The 17,088-nt window shown below is 72.7% G+C and carries 14 protein-coding genes and 1 pseudogene; 3 read left to right on the forward strand and 12 right to left on the reverse strand.

The annotated features are described in order from the left end of the window. Positions 1-88: 88 nt before the first annotated feature. The 9 genes and pseudogenes from ACH4DZ_RS21985 to infC form a co-directional block, all read right to left on the reverse strand. The gene (locus ACH4DZ_RS21985; RefSeq protein ID WP_398288945.1) at positions 89-1,429 is read right to left on the reverse strand and encodes a transcriptional regulator; all 1,341 of its coding nucleotides are present in this window, start codon (positions 1,427-1,429) and stop codon (positions 89-91) included. A gap of 305 nt (positions 1,430-1,734) precedes the next feature. Beyond that, positions 1,735-2,883 carry a PP2C family protein-serine/threonine phosphatase gene (locus ACH4DZ_RS21990; RefSeq protein WP_398288946.1) on the reverse strand — a complete coding sequence of 383 codons (1,149 nt, stop codon included), beginning with the start codon at positions 2,881-2,883 and terminating at the stop codon, positions 1,735-1,737. Positions 2,884-3,219: 336 nt separating this feature from the next. Beyond that, positions 3,220-5,721 (reverse strand): phenylalanine--tRNA ligase subunit beta, encoded by a 2,502-nt coding sequence (pheT, locus tag ACH4DZ_RS21995; protein WP_398288948.1) that lies wholly within the window; start codon positions 5,719-5,721, stop codon positions 3,220-3,222. Next, positions 5,721-6,863, reverse strand: a complete 1,143-nt coding sequence (gene pheS, locus ACH4DZ_RS22000) for a phenylalanine--tRNA ligase subunit alpha (protein ID WP_398288949.1) — start codon at positions 6,861-6,863, stop codon at positions 5,721-5,723. Before pheS ends, pheT begins: the two co-directional genes overlap by 1 nt. A gap of 182 nt (positions 6,864-7,045) precedes the next feature. Further along, the gene (locus ACH4DZ_RS22005; protein WP_398288950.1) at positions 7,046-8,191 is read right to left on the reverse strand and encodes an ATP-binding protein; all 1,146 of its coding nucleotides are present in this window, start codon (positions 8,189-8,191) and stop codon (positions 7,046-7,048) included. A gap of 123 nt (positions 8,192-8,314) precedes the next feature. After that, positions 8,315-9,157, reverse strand: a complete 843-nt coding sequence (locus ACH4DZ_RS22010; protein ID WP_398288951.1) for a TrmH family RNA methyltransferase — start codon at positions 9,155-9,157, stop codon at positions 8,315-8,317. A 162-nt stretch (positions 9,158-9,319) separates the two neighbouring features. Further along, positions 9,320-9,703: a 50S ribosomal protein L20 gene (gene rplT, locus ACH4DZ_RS22015; protein ID WP_024494113.1), complete on the reverse strand. Its 384-nt coding sequence runs from the start codon at positions 9,701-9,703 to the stop codon at positions 9,320-9,322. Between the two features lie 95 nt (positions 9,704-9,798). Continuing rightward, the gene (gene rpmI, locus ACH4DZ_RS22020) at positions 9,799-9,993 is read right to left on the reverse strand and encodes a 50S ribosomal protein L35 (RefSeq protein WP_073499621.1); all 195 of its coding nucleotides are present in this window, start codon (positions 9,991-9,993) and stop codon (positions 9,799-9,801) included. 128 nt (positions 9,994-10,121) lie between these two features. Then, positions 10,122-10,824: pseudogene (gene infC, locus ACH4DZ_RS22025) on the reverse strand (translation initiation factor IF-3). Positions 10,825-11,257: 433 nt separating this feature from the next. Here infC and ACH4DZ_RS22030 point away from each other — a divergent pair. Beyond that, complete coding sequence (locus tag ACH4DZ_RS22030) at positions 11,258-11,614, forward strand: DUF1844 domain-containing protein (RefSeq protein ID WP_398288952.1); 357 nt, start codon at positions 11,258-11,260, stop codon at positions 11,612-11,614. A 25-nt stretch (positions 11,615-11,639) separates the two neighbouring features. On the opposite strand, the gene ACH4DZ_RS22035 is transcribed toward ACH4DZ_RS22030, so the two are convergent. Then, complete coding sequence (locus ACH4DZ_RS22035; RefSeq protein WP_398288953.1) at positions 11,640-12,371, reverse strand: SseB family protein; 732 nt, start codon at positions 12,369-12,371, stop codon at positions 11,640-11,642. 251 nt (positions 12,372-12,622) lie between these two features. On the opposite strand from ACH4DZ_RS22035, the gene ACH4DZ_RS22040 reads away from it, so the two are divergent. Further along, positions 12,623-13,591 (forward strand): serine hydrolase, encoded by a 969-nt coding sequence (locus ACH4DZ_RS22040; protein WP_398288954.1) that lies wholly within the window; start codon positions 12,623-12,625, stop codon positions 13,589-13,591. Between the two features lie 71 nt (positions 13,592-13,662). Here ACH4DZ_RS22040 and mycP read toward each other — a convergent pair whose 3' ends face one another. Then, the gene (mycP, locus tag ACH4DZ_RS22045) at positions 13,663-14,868 is read right to left on the reverse strand and encodes a type VII secretion-associated serine protease mycosin (RefSeq protein ID WP_398288955.1); all 1,206 of its coding nucleotides are present in this window, start codon (positions 14,866-14,868) and stop codon (positions 13,663-13,665) included. Further along, positions 14,865-15,722 (reverse strand): hypothetical protein, encoded by an 858-nt coding sequence (locus tag ACH4DZ_RS22050; RefSeq protein ID WP_398288956.1) that lies wholly within the window; start codon positions 15,720-15,722, stop codon positions 14,865-14,867. The genes mycP and ACH4DZ_RS22050 overlap by 4 nt, the downstream gene beginning before the upstream one ends. A gap of 43 nt (positions 15,723-15,765) precedes the next feature. Here ACH4DZ_RS22050 and ACH4DZ_RS22055 point away from each other — a divergent pair, with 43 nt between their 5' ends. Further along, positions 15,766-15,930 (forward strand): hypothetical protein, encoded by a 165-nt coding sequence (locus ACH4DZ_RS22055; protein ID WP_398288957.1) that lies wholly within the window; start codon positions 15,766-15,768, stop codon positions 15,928-15,930. Positions 15,931-17,088 lie beyond the last annotated feature (1,158 nt).

Here is a 17,088-nt window from a genome sequence, read left to right on the forward strand (position 1 = left end):
CTCCCGGCGCAGTGGCAGGCGCGAAGACACCCGCCAGGAGGACTCGTGGCCCCCGGGCGGTCGGGACGGTCGGGTGTCGGAGCTGTTCCTAGAGCGGCACGCGCAGGGCTCCGTCGATGAGTTCGGCGGCCTCGGAGGTGCCCGCGCATCCGCTGGCCACCAGGTGTTCGCGTACCGCCCGCAGTCTGTCGCGCAGCCGCTGGGACTCCATCCCGCGTGCCCGTTCCGCCATCTCGACCGCGGTGACCACCGCTCGGTCGGCGTTTCCCTGGCGCAGTTCGATCTGGCTGAGCATGGCGAGCCGGTGCACCCGGCCACGGTCGTGCGCCGGATTGTCCACCGCGGCCGCCGCGTGCTCCCGCGCGGCGGTCAGATCGCCGAGGCTCAGCAGCGCCTCCGCCACCTGCACGTTGACCAGGCCCGGCTGGACATAACCGGTCTCGTCCGGCTCGTAGCCGCGCCGGATGCGGTCGGCGGCCTGCTCGGCACGCCGGATGCAGGACAGCGCGCTGCTGCCGTCACCGAGGTGCGCGTACGCCTTGGCCTGCATCGCGGAGAGGTCCGACGCGAGCGCCGGCGTGATGTGCCGCCCCGCGGCGCGCAGCGCGGCCTCGGCGAAGGCCACCGCCTGCCGGTTCTCACGCATGAACAGCGCCTGGTTGACGAGGAGCGCGATCACATAGGCGCCAAGTCCTCTGTCCCCGCTGGCCTTCGCGAGTCTGAGCGCCTGGTGGAAGTAGCGCTGGGCGAGCCCGTGCGCGTCGGAGTCGTACGCGCAGATGCCGGCGATTGCCACCAGGCCGCCGGTGGCGCGGTGGAGCTGACGGCCGGTGGCGTCGGTGTAGCTGCCGCGCAGAAGAGGCGCGGTCTCGGAGTTGAGGAATCCGACGATGCGCGTACGGGTCGCGACGCCGCCGGCCTTGCGGTACATCTGCTCGTAGTGGGCGCGGGCGGCGCGCAGCATCTCGATGTCGGACATGCGTACGCGGTGGCGTCCGCCGCGTGAGACGTCCACGTCCTCCGGCGGGTTCTCCCACTCCCACACGGGCATCACGGCGGGCGTGCCGGTGACGGCGGGGGCGCCCAGTATGTGCGGGCGCTGCTGTTCGTCGGAACGCCACAGCGCGGTGGCCCGCTCGACGAAGCCGGAGAGCGTCGTACCGTGCGGGGTGGCCGGTTCGCCGGGCACCCCGAGGCCGATGTCGTCGAGTGTGACGGGCCGTTGGAGCCGGGTGGCGAGGACCTCGCAGATCAGGTCGGGCACCTGGCCACGGGGGCGCTGCCCCTTCAACCACCGTGCCACGGCGGTGTGTTCGTAGCGGAGCGCGAGACCGCGCACCCGTCCTGCCTGGTTCACATGGGCGGCGAGTCCCGCGTGTGAGATTCCGGCCTCGTCGAGGATCGCGTCGAGCAGAGTGTTGGGCTGCATGAAGGCCATCCGATGGCTGGGTGCAGACGGTGCTTTTCAACCTAGCGCCTCTCCCTTCACACGGGGTGTGAACGGAGTGCCCGGATCCGGGCAGTGTGCGCGCTGTTGCGGAGAGTGGTGAGCCGGTTGACTGAAATGCCTCGCAAGAGGCCGGCCGGGCCGCCGGCTCCCCCTCGTACAGTGCGGCGGCCCGGAACTACGCCGTCCGCCCTGCCGCCTGCCCGACACTCCGTGGCGGGCGGACGGCTCCGTCTCCACCGGTCACGCCCACGCGGCGGAGCCGCACCTGTCACAACCCCGAGCCCTTAGAGGGGTGTTGCCACTTGCTCTCGGTGGGACGCCGGGACCTGTGTCCTGCCGTTGGCGAGTACCAGGAGGGCGACGTCGTCGGTCGGGAGGCCGTCCGCGTGGGCCAGGAGCTGGGTGAAGACCGAGCCCAGGACCTCCTGTGGTGAGGTCGCGTGGGTACGGGTGGCCTCGGTGAGCGCGGCGGGCAGGGGGAAGAAGCGGCCGGTGCTGTCGCGAGCGTCCTCGACACCGTCCGTGTAGAGGAAAAGCGCCTCGCCCGGCAACAGCGGCCCGCAGCGGACGACGGGCAGTTCGGCGGGGAGCGGAAAGGCCCCGAGGGGAGGCAGGGGGTCTCCGAAGCCGAGGTGCTCCACGTGTCCTCGTTCCCGGCCTGTCGCCTCGGCCGCTCCCCCGTCCGCGCGCAGCAGATACGGCCACGGGTGACCGCAGTTCAGGGCGCTCACCTCGCCGTCACGGCCGATCTCCAGAAGCAGCACGGTGACGAACTCCTCGGCGACCGGGCTGTCGGGGTCGAGTCCGGACGAGGGGTGCTCGGCCTTCGCCCGCTCCCTGAGGTGCCGGGCCATGGCGCGCTCCAGTTTCCGCAGCACGCCGGGGAGTTCGGGTTCGTCGTGGACGGCCTCGCGGAAGCTGCCCAGTACGGCGGCGACGGTCCCGATGGCGGCGAGCCCGTGCCCGCGGACGTCGCCCATCACGACCCGGACGCCGTGTTCCGTACCGATCACCTCGTACAGGTCACCGCCGACGCGGGCCCCGCGGTCCGCGGAGACCTGGGCGGCCGCGACGTTCAGGCCGTCGACGCTCGGCGGCAGCGGACGCAGGAGGACGCCCTGGGCGGCGCCGGCGACCCGGTGGATCTGCCGCAACTCCCGCAGCAGCCCCCGTCTGACGTGCAGCATCAGTCCTGTGCCGACGGCGAAGAACACGGCACAGGTGGCGATCCGCGCGCCCAGCCCGTTCTGCTGGGCGAGCGGACAGGCCAGTTTGTAGGTGATCGCCACCGCGCCCCAGGCGGTGGGCAGCCCCAGCGCGAGCAGGCGGCGCAGCCGCTGCCGACGGCGGGCGCGGGCCCTGGTGCGGCCGAGTGTCAGGTGGTTCCTCCGGGGCCCGGCCCGACGGGGCACCCCAGCCTTGAAACGGATCATGCCGACGGCCCCCCAGACCCTGTCCAGCGCAGGCACCGGCCTCTTCGGCCGGGTCGATTCTGTCGACCACACCCCCCGCCCGACCCGAACCACCCACGCATGTCACCCAAATGAGTGAGCCCCCCACAAACAGCACAAAGGGCGCCCCCGCAAGGAGACGCCCTGTGCCTTCAGGGGCGCGGGGAACTGCGCGGCCAGCCACGATGCACCCGCACATCACCACACAGCCCGAGGGCAACGCCCTCAAGGGGCGCGGGGAACTGCGCGGCCGGCCACATCGGACCCGCACCCGACGAGCGACCCGCAGTCCCCCCACCCCCATCAGGACCAGCGGAACTAACTACGCAGAACCGCCCCCGTACGCTCGCCCGCGAGGGCGACCGCCGAGTCCCGCGCGGCGGACGCCTCGTCCACGGTCAACGTGCGATCCCCCGCACGGAAGCGCAACGCGTAAGCGAGCGACTTCCGCCCCTCACCGAGCTGCTCCCCCTCGTACACGTCGAACAGCCGGACGGATTCGAGGAGTTCACCCGCACCCTCACGCAACGCGGCCTCGACATCGGCGGCCGGCACGTCCCGCGCGACGACGAGCGCGACATCCTGCGTCGCGACCGGGAACGCGGAGATGCGCGGCGCGGCCGGCGCACCCGCGCCCGCCCGCTCCAGGAGATCCAGCTCGATCTCCATGGCGCAGCTGCGCTCCGGCAGATGCAGCGCCTTGACGACCCGCGGGTGCAGCTCACCGGCGTGACCGACGAGCGTCTCCTCGCCGTTCACCGTGACGTACAGCGCGGCGCAGCGCCCCGGGTGCCAGGGCGCGTGCCGGTCGCCGCGCACGGTCAGTTCGACGCCGGCCTCCCGGGCCACGGTACGGGCGGCCTCGACGGCGTCCGCCCAGTTGGCCGGGCGTCCCTTGCCCCACCAGCCGGCCTGTTCACGGGCGCCCGCGAGGACGACGGCGGCACGGCGCGGCTGGCGCGGCAGCGCGGCGTCGATCCCGGCGATCTCCTCGTCGGTGGGGCGCCGGTCGACGGGCAGGCGTTCGGCCCTGCCCTCCTCGCCGGTCGGCCGGAAGACCAGGCCGGTCTCGAAGAGCGCCAGGTCGTGCGAGCCCCGGCCGTCGTTGCGGCGCAGCGCGCCGAGGAGCCCCGGCAGCAGCGTCGTACGCATCGCGGGCTCCTCGTCGGAGAGCGGGTTGGCCAGCGTCACCACGGTGCGGCGCGGGTCGTCGGCCTCCAGACCGAGCTGGTCGAGCACCTCGGTCCCGATGAACGGGTAGTTCAGCGCCTCCACGTACCCGGCGCCGGCCAGCGCGCGGCCGACCCGGCGGTGCAGCCGCTGCCGGTCGGTCAGGCCCAGACCCGCGGGGGGCCTGGGCAGCGTCGAGGGCAGGTTCTCGTAGCCCTCAAGCCTGATGACCTCTTCGGCCAGGTCGTTCGGATCCGTCAGGTCGGGCCGCCACGACGGCACGGTGACGATCAGCTCGTCCTGGCCGTAGACGTCGCAGCCGACCTGCTGGAGACGGCGTACGACGGTCTCGCGGCCGTAGTCGACGCCCGCGACCCTGTCCGGGTGGTTCGCCGGGATGGTGATGGTGTGCGGCGCGGACGGGGAGACGACCTGGGTGACACCCGCGTCGGCGGTACCGCCGGCGAGGAGGACCAGCAGGTCGACCGTGCGCTGCGCGGCGGCGGCAGCGGCCTCGGGGTCGACACCCCGCTCGAAGCGCTTGGACGCCTCGGAGGCCAGCTTGTGCCGGCGGGCCGTGCGGGCGATGGAGATCGGGTCGAAGTGCGCCGCCTCGACGACGACCTCGGTGGTGGTGCCCTCGGTGTCGTCGATCTCGGTGTTGGCACCGCCCATGACACCCGCGAGGCCGATGGGCCCGCGGTCGTCGGTGATCACCAGGTCCCCGGCGTCCAGCGTGCGCTTGGCGCCGTCGAGGGTGGTGAGCTTCTCGCCCTGCTCGGCCCGGCGCACACCGATCGCACCCTGGATCCGGGAGCGGTCGTACGCGTGCAGGGGCTGGCCCAGCTCCAGCATCACGTAGTTGGTGATGTCGACGGCCAGCGAGATCGGGCGCATGCCCGCCTTCTGGAGGCGGCGGGTCAGCCAGATCGGGGAGCGGGCCTCGGGCGACAGACCGGTGACGGTCCGCGCGGTGAAGCGGTCGCAGCCCACCGGGTCGGCGACCTGCACCGGGTGCCCGAAGGCGTTGGGGCCCGGCACGTCGAGCAGCGCCGGGTCGCGCAGGTCGACGCCGTAGGCGGTGGCGGCCTCACGGGCCACACCGCGCATCGACAGGGCGTAGCCGCGGTCGGGCGTGACGGCGATGTCGAGGACCTCGTCGACGAGTTCGAGCAGCTCGATCGCGTCGGTGCCGACCTCGTGCTCGGGCGGCAGGACGATGATGCCCCCGGTGCCGTCGTCGCCCATGCCCAGCTCGTCGCCGGAGCAGATCATGCCGTGCGAGGTGTGGCCGTACGTCTTGCGCGCGGCGATCGCGAAGTCGCCGGGCAGGACGGCGCCGGGCAGGACCACGACGACCTTGTCGCCGACGGCGAAGTTGCGGGCGCCGCAGACGATCTCCTGCGGCTCGCCGGTGCCGTTGGCCTGACCGACGTCGACGGTGCAGAAGCGGATGGGCTTCTTGAAGCCCTCCAGCTCCTCGATGGTCAGCACCCTGCCGACGACGAGCGGCCCCTTGAGGCCGGCGCCGAGCTGCTCGACCCGCTCGACCTCAAGGCCGGCGGACACGAGCCTGGCCTGCACATCGCGGCCGGTCTCGGTGGCGGGGAGGTCGACGTACTCCCGCAGCCAGGAAAGCGGGACCCGCATCAGATCTCCATCCCGAACGGCCGGGTGAACCGGACGTCACCCTCGACCATGTCTCGCATGTCTTCGACGTTGTGGCGGAACATCAGCATCCGTTCGATGCCGAACCCGAAGGCGAATCCGCTGTACTTCTGGGGGTCCACACCGCAGGCGGTGAGCACCCGCGGGTTGACCATGCCGCAGCCGCCCAGCTCGATCCAGCCCTCGCTGGAGCAGGTGCGACAGGGGCGGTCGGGGTTGCCGACGGACTCGCCCCTGCAGACATAGCAGAGCATGTCCATCTCGGCGGACGGCTCGGTGAAGGGGAAGTAGTTCGGCCGCAGCCGGGTCTTCATGTCGGCGCCGAAGAGCGACTGGACCATGTGGTCCAGGGTGCCCTTGAGGTCGGCCATGGTCAGGCCCTCGTCGATGGCGAGCAGCTCGATCTGGTGGAAGACCGGGGTGTGCGTGGCGTCCAGCTCGTCCGTGCGGTACACGCGGCCGGGGCACACGATGTAGACGGGCGGCTCACGGTCCAGCATGGCGCGGGCCTGCACCGGCGAGGTGTGGGTGCGCAGCACGACACCGGACTCGTCGCCGGAGCCCTCGGAACCCTGCGCGCCCTTCGCACCCCGGACGAAGAAGGTGTCCTGCATCTGCCGGGCCGGGTGGTCCGGGGTGAAGTTGAGGGCGTCGAAGTTGAACCACTCCGCCTCGACCTCGGGGCCCTCGGCGATCTCGTATCCCATGGACACGAAGACGTCCGCGACCCGCTCCATCATGGTGGTCAGCGGGTGCCGGGCGCCGGCCGGTACACGGTCGTGGGGCAGTGTGACGTCCACGGCCTCCTCGACCAGCACACGGGCGTCCCGCTCGGCCTCCAGTTCGACCTGGCGGGCGGCGAGTGCCTTGTTCACCGCGCCGCGGGCCTGGCCGACGAGCTTGCCGGCGGCGGCCTTGGCGTGCGGGGGCAGGGCGCCGATCTCACGGTTGGCCAGGGCCAGCGGCGAGGCGCCGCCGGTGTGGGCGACCTTGGCCTCCTGGAGCGTGTCGAGGTCACCGGCGGCGGCGAAGGCGGCGAGCGCCTCGTCCCGCATGCGCTCGATCTCTTCCGGTTTCAGTGCCTCGACCTCAACAGGGTCGTACGACTTGTTCGGTGCCGACATCTCTTCCCGTGCTTCCGATTGGTTGGCCGACGGTCCCCGTCGCGACTCGCGGGACGCCCTGTCCCTGAAAAGGGGACGCAAAGGTGCCAAAGGCCGAGTCTAACGGGGGTGAGCACCCGGCTCCGACGCCTGGTCCGAGCTGAGCCGGGTGTGCGAACGCGCCCGTGGGGGCCGCTTCGGCGTTACTGCAGATACGCCGGGGTGCCCACGGGCAGCGTAAATCGGAACTGTGCGCCGCCCTCGGGGGCGCGGCCGACGGTGATGGTGCCGCCGTGGGCCTCGACGATGCCCTTGACGATGTACAGCCCGAGGCCGGTGCCGCCGCGCTTGCTGCCCCGCCAGAAGCGGGTGAAGACGCGGTTCATGGACTCCTCCGGGATTCCGGGGCCCTCGTCGCTCACCGTGACCGACGTGCAGACGTCCTCCCCTTCGCGGGGTGACGGCGCGGGCTCCACGTCGATGGTGACGGTTCCCTCGCCGTGCCGCACCGCATTTTCCAGCAGGTTGCTGAGCACCTGGTCGACCTTGTCGGGGTCGGCCCACAGGTCGGGCAGCGGCTGGCCGATGCGCAGCAGGAAGCGGTCGGCGGACTGTCCGGAGGCCACGTACGCCTGGATGTGGCGGCCGACGGCGGCGCCTATGTCCACCGGCTGACGCCGTACCTCCAGGCGCCCGGAGTCGATGCGGGAGATGTCGAGGAGTTCGGCGATGAGGCGGGTGACCCGGTTGGCGTCCGCGTCGACCGTCTCCAGCATCAGCTTCTTCTGGTCGTCGGTGAACCGCTCCCACTTGGCGAGCAGCGTGGCCGTGAAGCCCTTGACGGAGGTGAGCGGCGAGCGCAGTTCGTGGGCGACCGTGGCGATCAGCTCGGCATGGCTGCGCTCGGTGCGGCGGCGGCCCTCGGTGTCGCGGAGCGAGACGACGACCCGGCGGACCGGGCCGGTGGGCCGCACCCGCACGTACCGCGCCGTGACCAGGACCTCCCGGCCGCCCGGGAGCAGGAGATTGCGCTCGGGCTGTCCGACCCGGATCGCGAGACCGCCGTACGGGTCGGTCAGCTGCCACCAGCGGCGGCCTTCGAGGTCCTCCAGCGGCAGGGCCCGCTCCAGATGGTGGCCGAGGGCCTCGGCGGCGGGGGTGGCGGTGATCCGGGCGGCGGCGGCGTTGAAGCAGATCACCCGGCCGCGTTCGTCGGCGATGACGAGGCCGTCGGGGAGGTCGTCCGGGTCGATGCCGAGTTCCGCGGGATCGGCGTGCCGCGGCGCGGGAGCGCTCCGCACCCCGTGTGCCCGCAGCGCGCTCTGCGCACCGCTCGTGCCGACACTCATCCCCGTACCCCACCTCTCGTCCGGCATCCGGGGCAACCTCCCTGCTCAAGCGCAGCCGAGAGCTTGGGGGGCGGGTCCCCGGGCCCGTCACCCTACTAGCTGGGAGTGACCGGACGGACCCCCTCAGGAACGAGCACGGCGGGCACGCTGCGCGCGAGCCGACGCGTAGAGACATACGGCGGCGGCCGTCGCGAGGTTCAGGCTTTCGGCCCTGCCGTGGATCGGCACGCGCACGACGGCGTCCGCCAGCGCACGTGTCTGAGCCGGAAGCCCCCACGCCTCGTTGCCGAAGACCCAGGCGGTCGGCCCGCCCATGGTGCCCTTGTCGAGTTCGTCGTCGAGGTCGTCCTCGCCCGCGCCATCGGCGGCCAGGATGCGTACACCGGCGTCCCTGAGCCCTTGCACGGCCTGCTCCACGGGTACGCCGACCGCGACGGGCAGATGGAACAGGGAGCCGACCGACGCCCGTACGGACTTGGGGTTGTAGAGGTCGACGGAGGCGTCGGTGAGGACGACGGCGTCGGCGCCGGCCGCGTCGGCGCAGCGCAGGACGGTGCCCGCGTTCCCGGGGTCCCGCACATGTGCCAGGACGGCGACCAGCTTGGGCCGCGCCGCGACGATCTCCTCGAAGGGGGTGTCCAGGAACCGGCAGATCCCGACGAGCCCCTGCGGGGTGACGGTCGTCGAGATGTCCGCGATCACGTCGTCGTCGGCGAGGTGCAGCCGGGCTCCGGCGTCCCGGGCCTCCCCCACGATGTCGGCGTACCGCTCGGCGGCGTCGACCGTGGCGAACAGTTCGACGAGCGCGGGCTCGGTTCCGACGCGGTGGGCGGCGGCCTCCCGCACGGCCTGGGGCCCCTCGGCGAGGAACAGCCGCTCCTTGCCCCGGAAGCTCCGCCTGGCGAGCCGCCGGGCGGCGGAGACGCGCTGCGAGCGGGGGGAGATCAGCTCGGGGCCGCTGGACATGGACTCACCTTCGGTTCACGGGCGGGGCGTACCGCTTGCCGCGCCGAGAGGGGTGCCCCTCTTGAAGATCTTGAAGAGAACACTCGGACACAACAAATGTGGGCCCGCAGCCCGAAGGCAAGCGAGCCCACACAGAGGTTCCGGCCGGGGCCAGCGCCAGTGTCACGCAGCCTTGGGCGCGTTGACGTCCGACGGCAGGGCCTTCTGCGCGACCTCGACGAGCGCGGCGAACGCGTTGGCGTCGTTGACGGCCAGCTCCGCGAGGATCTTGCGGTCCACCTCGATGTTGGCGGCGTTCAGACCCTGGATGAGGCGGTTGTACGTCATGCCGTTCTGGCGGGCCGCAGCGTTGATGCGCTGGATCCACAGCCGACGGAAGTCGCCCTTGCGCTTCTTGCGGTCGTTGTAGTTGTAGACCAGGGAGTGGGTGACCTGCTCCTTGGCCTTGCGGTACAGACGCGAGCGCTGACCGCGGTAGCCGCTGGCGGCTTCGAGGATTGCCCGGCGCTTCTTGTGGGCGTTGACTGCCCGCTTGACGCGTGCCACTTGTTAACTCCTTGCAGCGGGACCGTGGTGGTCGTCACACGGTCCGAAATCGATGGGGTCCCGGTCCTGACAGACGGCGCCGGAGCGCCGGCACGTCACTTGCCGAGAAGCTTCTTGATCTTCTTGGCGTCGCCCGGGGCCATCTCGGCGGTACCGGTGAGGCGGCGCGTCACGCGCGACGACTTGTGCTCAAGCAGGTGGCGCTTGCCGGCACGCTCGCGGAGCACCTTGCCGGAGCCGGTGATCTTGAAGCGCTTGCTGGCACCGCTGTGCGACTTGTTCTTCGGCATGGCGCCGTTCTCTCCTCGTCGGTGGCGTTCCTGTGCCCGGTCGTCAGACCGGGCACAACGGAACGTCATATGTATGGGCTGACGTCCCCGGACTCGCGTCCGGAAACCCCTGGGACTCGCACCCCGGATCAGGCTTCGGCGGGAGCCTCGGCCGGAGCCTCGACGGCCTCGGTCTCGGCGACCTCCTCGTCGGAGATCTCGTCACCCGCGTGGTTCTGCGACTTGCCCGGGTTGGCCTTCGCCTCCGCCTTGCGGGCCGCCTGGGCCTCGCGGGCTTCGGCCATCGCCTCTGTCTTCTTCTTGTGCGGGCCGAGAACCATGATCATGTTTCGGCCGTCCTGCTTCGGGTTCGACTCGATGAACCCGAGATCCTCGACGTCCGTGGCGAGACGCTGCAGCAGTCGGTAGCCGAGTTCCGGCCTGGACTGCTCGCGACCACGGAACATGATCGTGATCTTGACCTTGTCGCCCTGCTTGAGGAAGCGGACGACGTGGCCCTTCTTGGTGTCGTAGTCGTGCGGGTCGATCTTCGGCCGGAGCTTCATCTCCTTGATGACCGTGTGCGCCTGGTTCTTGCGCGCCTCACGGGCCTTCATGGCCGACTCGTACTTGAACTTCCCGTAGTCCATGAGCTTGCAGACCGGCGGACGCGCGGTCGCGGCCACCTCGACCAGGTCGAGGTCGTACTCCTGCGCAAGCTCCAGGGCCTTGGCAAGCGGAACAATCCCGACCTGCTCACCGCTGGGACCTACAAGTCGTACCTCGGGAACGCGAATCCGGTCGTTGATGCGGGGCTCGGCGCTGATGGATCCTCCTCGGATAGCACCACACGGCTGTCTGGCAGACAGCTCGCGTACGTCTTCTCACTGAACCAACCGCCATGGGACATGAAAAATGCCCCGGACGGGACACAGGCGGTGGCTCCAAGGATGACCGGAGCACCGCCGCGGTCAACCGCGGGGCGCATATCCAGCGGCTCCATCGTCCGTACGGAACGATGGGGGCCGCCTGACCGGGTGACCCGCCTTCCCGGAGGATGGTCGGGTGGGAGTTCGGAGCCTCCACTTGTGGGCCGGGCACAGGAGTGTCCGGCCGGTCGTTACACAAGGTTAGCAGTTCCCCCCGGGTGGTGCGAATCGGTGTGCGGGCACCGGTTCCGGGCACGCGCCGGTTCCGGGCCGCGCATCGGTTCCTGGCGCGCGCCGAGAGCCGTACGCGTCTCCCGCGGGCGGGGCCCGGCGGGCCGGGGCCTATCGTGTGGGGCATGAGTGACACCCCTCCCCAGACCCCCGGTTTCGACGACATGACCCGCGACATCGCCGAGGTCCCCGCGGTCGAGGTCCTGGTCACGGTCGCCGTGAACCTGATGAGCGCCGCCGCCGTGAAGCTCGGCCTGTCCGAGGAGGGTGACACGTACAAGGACCTCGACGAGGCGCGCAAGCTGGTCCACGCCCTGGCCGGACTGCTCGACGCGAGCGCGACCGAGATCAGCTCCTTCCACGCGTCGCCGCTGCGCGACGGCCTGAAGTCGCTCCAGCTGGCGTTCCGCGAGGCGTCGCTCGTCCCGGACGAGCCGGGCCAGGGCCCGGGCGAGAAGTACACGGGCCCGGTCTACGGCTGAGACCGGCCGCCCTCCTCGCACGGCACTAGCGGCGTACGTACAGGGGCTCGCCCGGTGGCGTCGCCTCGGCCGGCAGAAGTGCCAGGTCGAGGCCGCGCACCAGGCGGGCCCTCAGCGTTTCGTCGGCCGCGAGGCGCCGGGCGACGGCCTGGGCGGTCTCGGCCGGCGCGGCGGCCGGGTCCAGGACGAGGGCCAGGGTGCCGTCGGCCCGCCCGGGGCCGAGGTGGGCGCGGAGCACCAGGGGCTCGGCGGCGACCGCGGCGCGTACCGCGGCGACCACGGCGGGGTCGGCCAGCGGATCCGTCGTCGTACGCCCCTCGGCGAGCGCCAGCAGCGCCGGGCCGGTCAGCTCGTACGCCACGGGTCCCGCCAGGTCGAGGACGACCGTGTCGGCCTTCTCGTGCGCGGCGGCCTGGAGGGCCTGGTGCAGGGGTACGGCGACGGGGCGGGCCGCCGGGTCCCAGCGGGCCAGTGACTCGGTGGAGGTGAAGGCGGGCAGCGCGGTGCGGTCGCCCGCCTTCAGGGTGGGGACGGCCATGTCGCTGGTCTTCTCGTGGCGCAGGCCGTTCTCGTCCTCCTCGACCTCGCCGAGCACGGCGACCACGGGCACGAGGAGCCGCGCGCCCTTGAGGGCCGCCAGGACGGGGCCGTGCGCGGACCGGTCCTCGGCCCAGGTCGCGAGCGCCGCGCTCAGCCGGGGATCGGCGGAGCCGTCGTCGTCGGAGAAACCGGGGTCGGGGATGTTCTTGTTCGCCACGGGAACCGAGCCTATCGGGGGCGGTCGTCCGGTCCCGCCGGTGGGCCGACGCGGGCCTGCCGGGGCCTTCGCGGACGACCGCACGCTTTGCCCGCGCCTGCCCGTATCTATTCGTTTCTGCCCGTACCTGCCCCTGCCTGCCCGTCCCGGAAACAGGCTGTTCCCGGGACTCAGGGATTTCTCAGCGATCCCTGACGCGCTTCTCACCCGCGTCCAACCGGGCGCACAGTGGCACGGCCCAGGCTCGCGGCATGTTCCCTCACAGAGCACGCCGGCCCGGTGACCGACCGTCCCGCGCCAGGCCGCTCGGGCACGCGGCGGTCGCCTCCCTCGTCCTGCTCGGCGCCACGGCCTCGGGGACGGTGTACGTGACGGCGCGGGCACACGACGCCGGTGAACTCGTATCCTCCTCGGCGTCATCCCGGACGACGGCCACGACGGAGGCGACGGTGGAACCTGTGACGGCACCCACGTCCGCGGATCCCACCCCCGCGTCCGGGGACGCGGACGCGCTGCTCGTCGAGGCGGTGGGCTCCGTCGCCGTCGAGGCCGGGGCGCGGCTGTCGGTGGCGGTGCTGGACACGGAGTCCGGGCGGAGCGCGGTGTACGGGGACGGGGCGTTCGACACCGCGAGCATCGTGAAGGCCGACATCCTGGCCTCGCTGCTGCTGCAGGCGCAGGACGCGGGGCGGGATCTCACCGCGCAGGAGAAGACGTACGCCTCCGCGATGATCCGCGACAGCGACAACGCGTCCGCCACCGCGCTGTGGAAGGCGATCGGCCGGGCGCAGGGACTGGCGGAGGCCAACGCACGCTTCGGGCTCGGCGACACCGAGGGCGGGGACGGGGTGCTGTGGGGGCTGACGCAGACCACGGCCGCCGATCAACTCACCCTGCTGCGGCAGGTGTTCGGGGACGCGGAAGATTCGGAGCTGGACGAGGACTCCCGGTCCTATCTGCGGGGGCTGATGGAAGACATCGCCGTGGGACAGGACTGGGGGGTGTCGGCCGCGGGGCAGACCGGGTTCGCCCTGAAGAACGGGTGGCTGCCGCGGACCGCGACCGGGCTGTGGGACATCAACAGCGTCGGGCGGGTGGAGGCGGACGGCCGCGAGTACCTCGTCGCGGTGCTGTCGGACGGCAACTCCACGAAGACCGAGGGGATTTCGATGGTGGAGGCGGCGGCGAAGGCCGCCGTGACCGCCTTGACCGGCACCTGAACCACCGCGCTGAAGCACCGCGCCGAACCCCCGCGAAACCCCTGCGAGATCCCTGCGGGGTCCGGTGAGGTCTACGGGATGTCGGAGTGGCGGGGCCGTCTGCTGCCTCGCCACAGAATGACCGCCACGACGAGGAGGACGCCGCCGACGCTGCCCGCCAGGGGGCCGGCCCAGGCGGTCGAGGGCCCGTCGTCCTCGGCGGTGTCCGGGCCCTTGCCGAAGTACTGGTCGGAGTTGGCCGCCGCCCTCAGGTTCTCCGGCTTCAGACCGGCCGCCGCCTTGATGGCTGCCGCCGGGTCCACGAAGCCGTATCCCAGGGAGTCGTCGCGACCGCCGGAGGGTGCGTCGCGGGCCGTGTCCTCAAGGAGGTCCTTGATCTGCGCCGGGGACAGACCGGGATGGGCGGCCTTGACGAGGGCGACGGCCCCGGAGACGAAGGCCGAGGCGGCGCTGGTGCCCCAGCCCTCGTAGTACTTCCGGTCGGGATCGGCTATCACCACGTCGACGCCGGGGGCGCTGACCGTGGCGTACCAGCGGCGGGTGGAGAACGAGGCGCGGGTCCCGTAGCGGTCGACGGCGGTCGCGGCGATCACGCCCGGGTAGGCCGCCGGGTACGAGATGTGGTCGCCCTTCTCGCCGCCGTTCCCGGCCGAGGCGATGACGGCGGCGCCCTTCTTCAGGGCGTACTGCACGGCGGCGTCCTCGGAGGCCTCCGGGTGGGCGGACTTGGAGTCGTCGCCGAGGGAGAGGTTGATGACGTCGGCGCCGTGGTCGGCGGCCCAGCGGATGCCTTCGGCGAGGGCGTTGCCGCGGGTGTTGCGGGCCTTCCCGCGGGCCGAGTCGCCGTCTTCGAGGATCACCCGGACGGGGAGGATCTTCGCTTCGGGGGCGATGCCCATGACTCCGTCGTCGTTGCCCGGGCCGTGTCCGTGACCCGCGATGATGCCGGCCATCGCCGTGCCGTGCCGGGCCCAGGGGCGGTCGCCCCGGCCCGCGCCGAAACCGACCATGTCCTTGCCGGTGAGGACGTTGCCCGCGAGGTCCGGGTGTTCGTCGTCGACGCCCGTGTCGAGGACGGCGACGGTGATGCCCGCGCCCTTCGTCGTCTGCCACGCCTCGGTCGTGTGCATGGCCTCCAGCGCCCACTGCTTCGCGCGGATGCCGTCGGCGTGGGCGGCGGTGGAGGGCAGGAGGGCGAGACCGGCGGCCAGCGTGACGACCAGCAGGCCCCTCGCGCGAAGCGCCCTGCGGGGTCCGCGCGGGGCCCGGGGGCTCATGACGGCTTCTCCGTGGCCGAGTCGACGGTCTTACGGAGGCTTCGCTCGACGCGGTCGGCGAGGCCCTGTGCGTCGTGCCCGAGGCCGGCCTGGGCGGGCGGTGTGGTCGCGTCGGCCTTCACCGCGTCCTCGGCGGGCTGCGCCTCACCGACGGGACGGCCGTCGGCGAAGCCGGAGACCGCGTAGGTGACGACCGGGGCGTCGGTCAGGACCGACAGCGTCCAGGACGCGCGCTGGTCGTCGCCGAAGCCCGCGGCGACGGTGCCCTTGGCCGCGTACGTACGGGGCATGAGGTCACGCCGGCTGTCGAGCTTCTGCTCCTCGAACCGGCGGTGCAGTACGCCCATGGCGGCGGCGTCGGCCTTCGTGAACAGCAGGCCGACCGTGGTGACGTGGCTGCGGGTCGCGTCCGTGTAGGTGGCCCGCAGGAGGCGCAGGCAGCCGGCGGGCGCGAGGGCCTTCTGCAGGAGCGGGTCGAAGGCGTCGCCGCAGCCGCTGTCGGGGGCCACGGCGATACGCGTCCAGGTGCGGTCGGAGCCGCCGGGGCCCGCGCCGTCGCCCTTGACCGTGGGCGGGAAGAGTTCGTCGACGGGCACGCTGTGCCACAGCTCTCCGGCCGCGGTGAACGCGTCCGGCGCCGCCGGACCTCCGGAGCTGTCCCCGGTGAGCCAACTCCCCGTCAGCGCACCGCCGATGAGGCCGAGGCCGAGCACCACGCAGGCCGCGGCGGCGGCCACGCCGCTGCGCCGGCGGGGGCCCGTCGGACGCATCCGCGCGGTGTCGGCGTCGTACGTGTCCGGGTCCGCGAGGGACACGAACGGCCGGAGCGGCGGCTCTTCCGGAGGCACATGCACGTGCCCGTGTCCGTGCCGGGCGGGGCCCGAGAAGGACTCACCGGTGAACGACTCACCTCTGAACGACCCGCCCCCGCCGGGCGGGGACGTGCTCGGAGGTGCCGGGAACGGTGATGCGGGGGGCGGCTCGGCGGGCACGGGCCGCAGCCGGGTCGTGGTCTCCGACGGAGCCTGGGCGGCCGGCCCGGTCCGCCGCGCGAAGGACTGATGGGCACCCGGTGCCGGCGGGGCGAAAGGCCGCAACGGCAGACCGCCCCCGTCCGGCCGACCGGAACCGCCACCGCCCGCTCCCGGCTCGGCCGCCCCGGTTCGCTGCCCTGAGAAGCCACCGGCCGCTCGGGGCTCAGCCCGGCCGGGGCCAGGCCGCTGCGCGGTACCGCCACCCACCGCACCAGGCTCGGCAACTCCGGACCCGGGCCGGCCGGAGGCGGGCCGCTGCGCGGTGTCGGCGCCGGTCGGGCGGGACTCGGCCCGACCGGAGACCGGCCACTGCTCGAAGTCACCACCCGCCACTCGGGGCTCAGCTCCGCCACCACCAGGCCGCCGGGCCGTGTCGGCGCCGGTCGGGCGGGACTCGGGGCGGTCGGGGGCGGGATGCTGGGCGGAGTTGTCGACGGTTGCTCGCGGGGCGGTCGCGGGGCGGGGCGGGGCCGGCCGTTCCGGGCCGTTCGGCGGCGTGGGGCGGGGGTCGCTCGCGGGACGCGGGGGGACCTCGGCGGAGTGAGCGGGTTCACTCGCGGGGCGGAGCGGGAAATCCTGCTGGTCGGCACGCGGAGGCCGCCCGGGAGGCGCGCCCGGACCCGACGGCGTACCCGCTTCGTCCACCGGACGCGAGGTGGAACGTGAGGGGGATTGTTCCGAAGGCCGCGAAGGAACATGAGACGGGGCAGAGGCGCTCGCCCACTCACCGCCTCCCTGCGGAGCACGCGGTTCCGTTGTCGGACGCGGCGGGGCAGCGGCTCGGGCGGCACGGCCCGCGTCCGCCCCGGGACCGGCGCCCTGGCGGGGCGTGACGCCCGCCCACGCGGCGCCCCCCAGGGGAGCGCGCGGTTCGGTCGTCGGACGCGGCGGGACCTCGGTCCTCTCCGCGTCGCGGGGCAGGGTGCCCGTCCCGCCGGGCGGCGTGTCCGGGAAGCGGGCCGAAGCCCGCGGGGGCGGAGCCGTCTCGGGGGTGTGCCGTTCCCGGCCGTCACTGGGGCGCAGGTTCGGGAAACGCGGTGTCTCGGGCGAGGAGGCGTCCCGGGGCCCGGCTTCCTCGGAGGTACGCGGTCGCGGCGGTGCGCCGACGGGACGGCGCGGCCCGAACCAGTCACCCCGGGCGGGCTCCCCACCCTCGCGGTCCGAGGCCGAAGGCGCAGACGAAGAC

The organism is Streptomyces sp. NPDC017991, from assembly GCF_044328075.1.
Classification (GTDB): domain Bacteria; phylum Actinomycetota; class Actinomycetes; order Streptomycetales; family Streptomycetaceae; genus Streptomyces.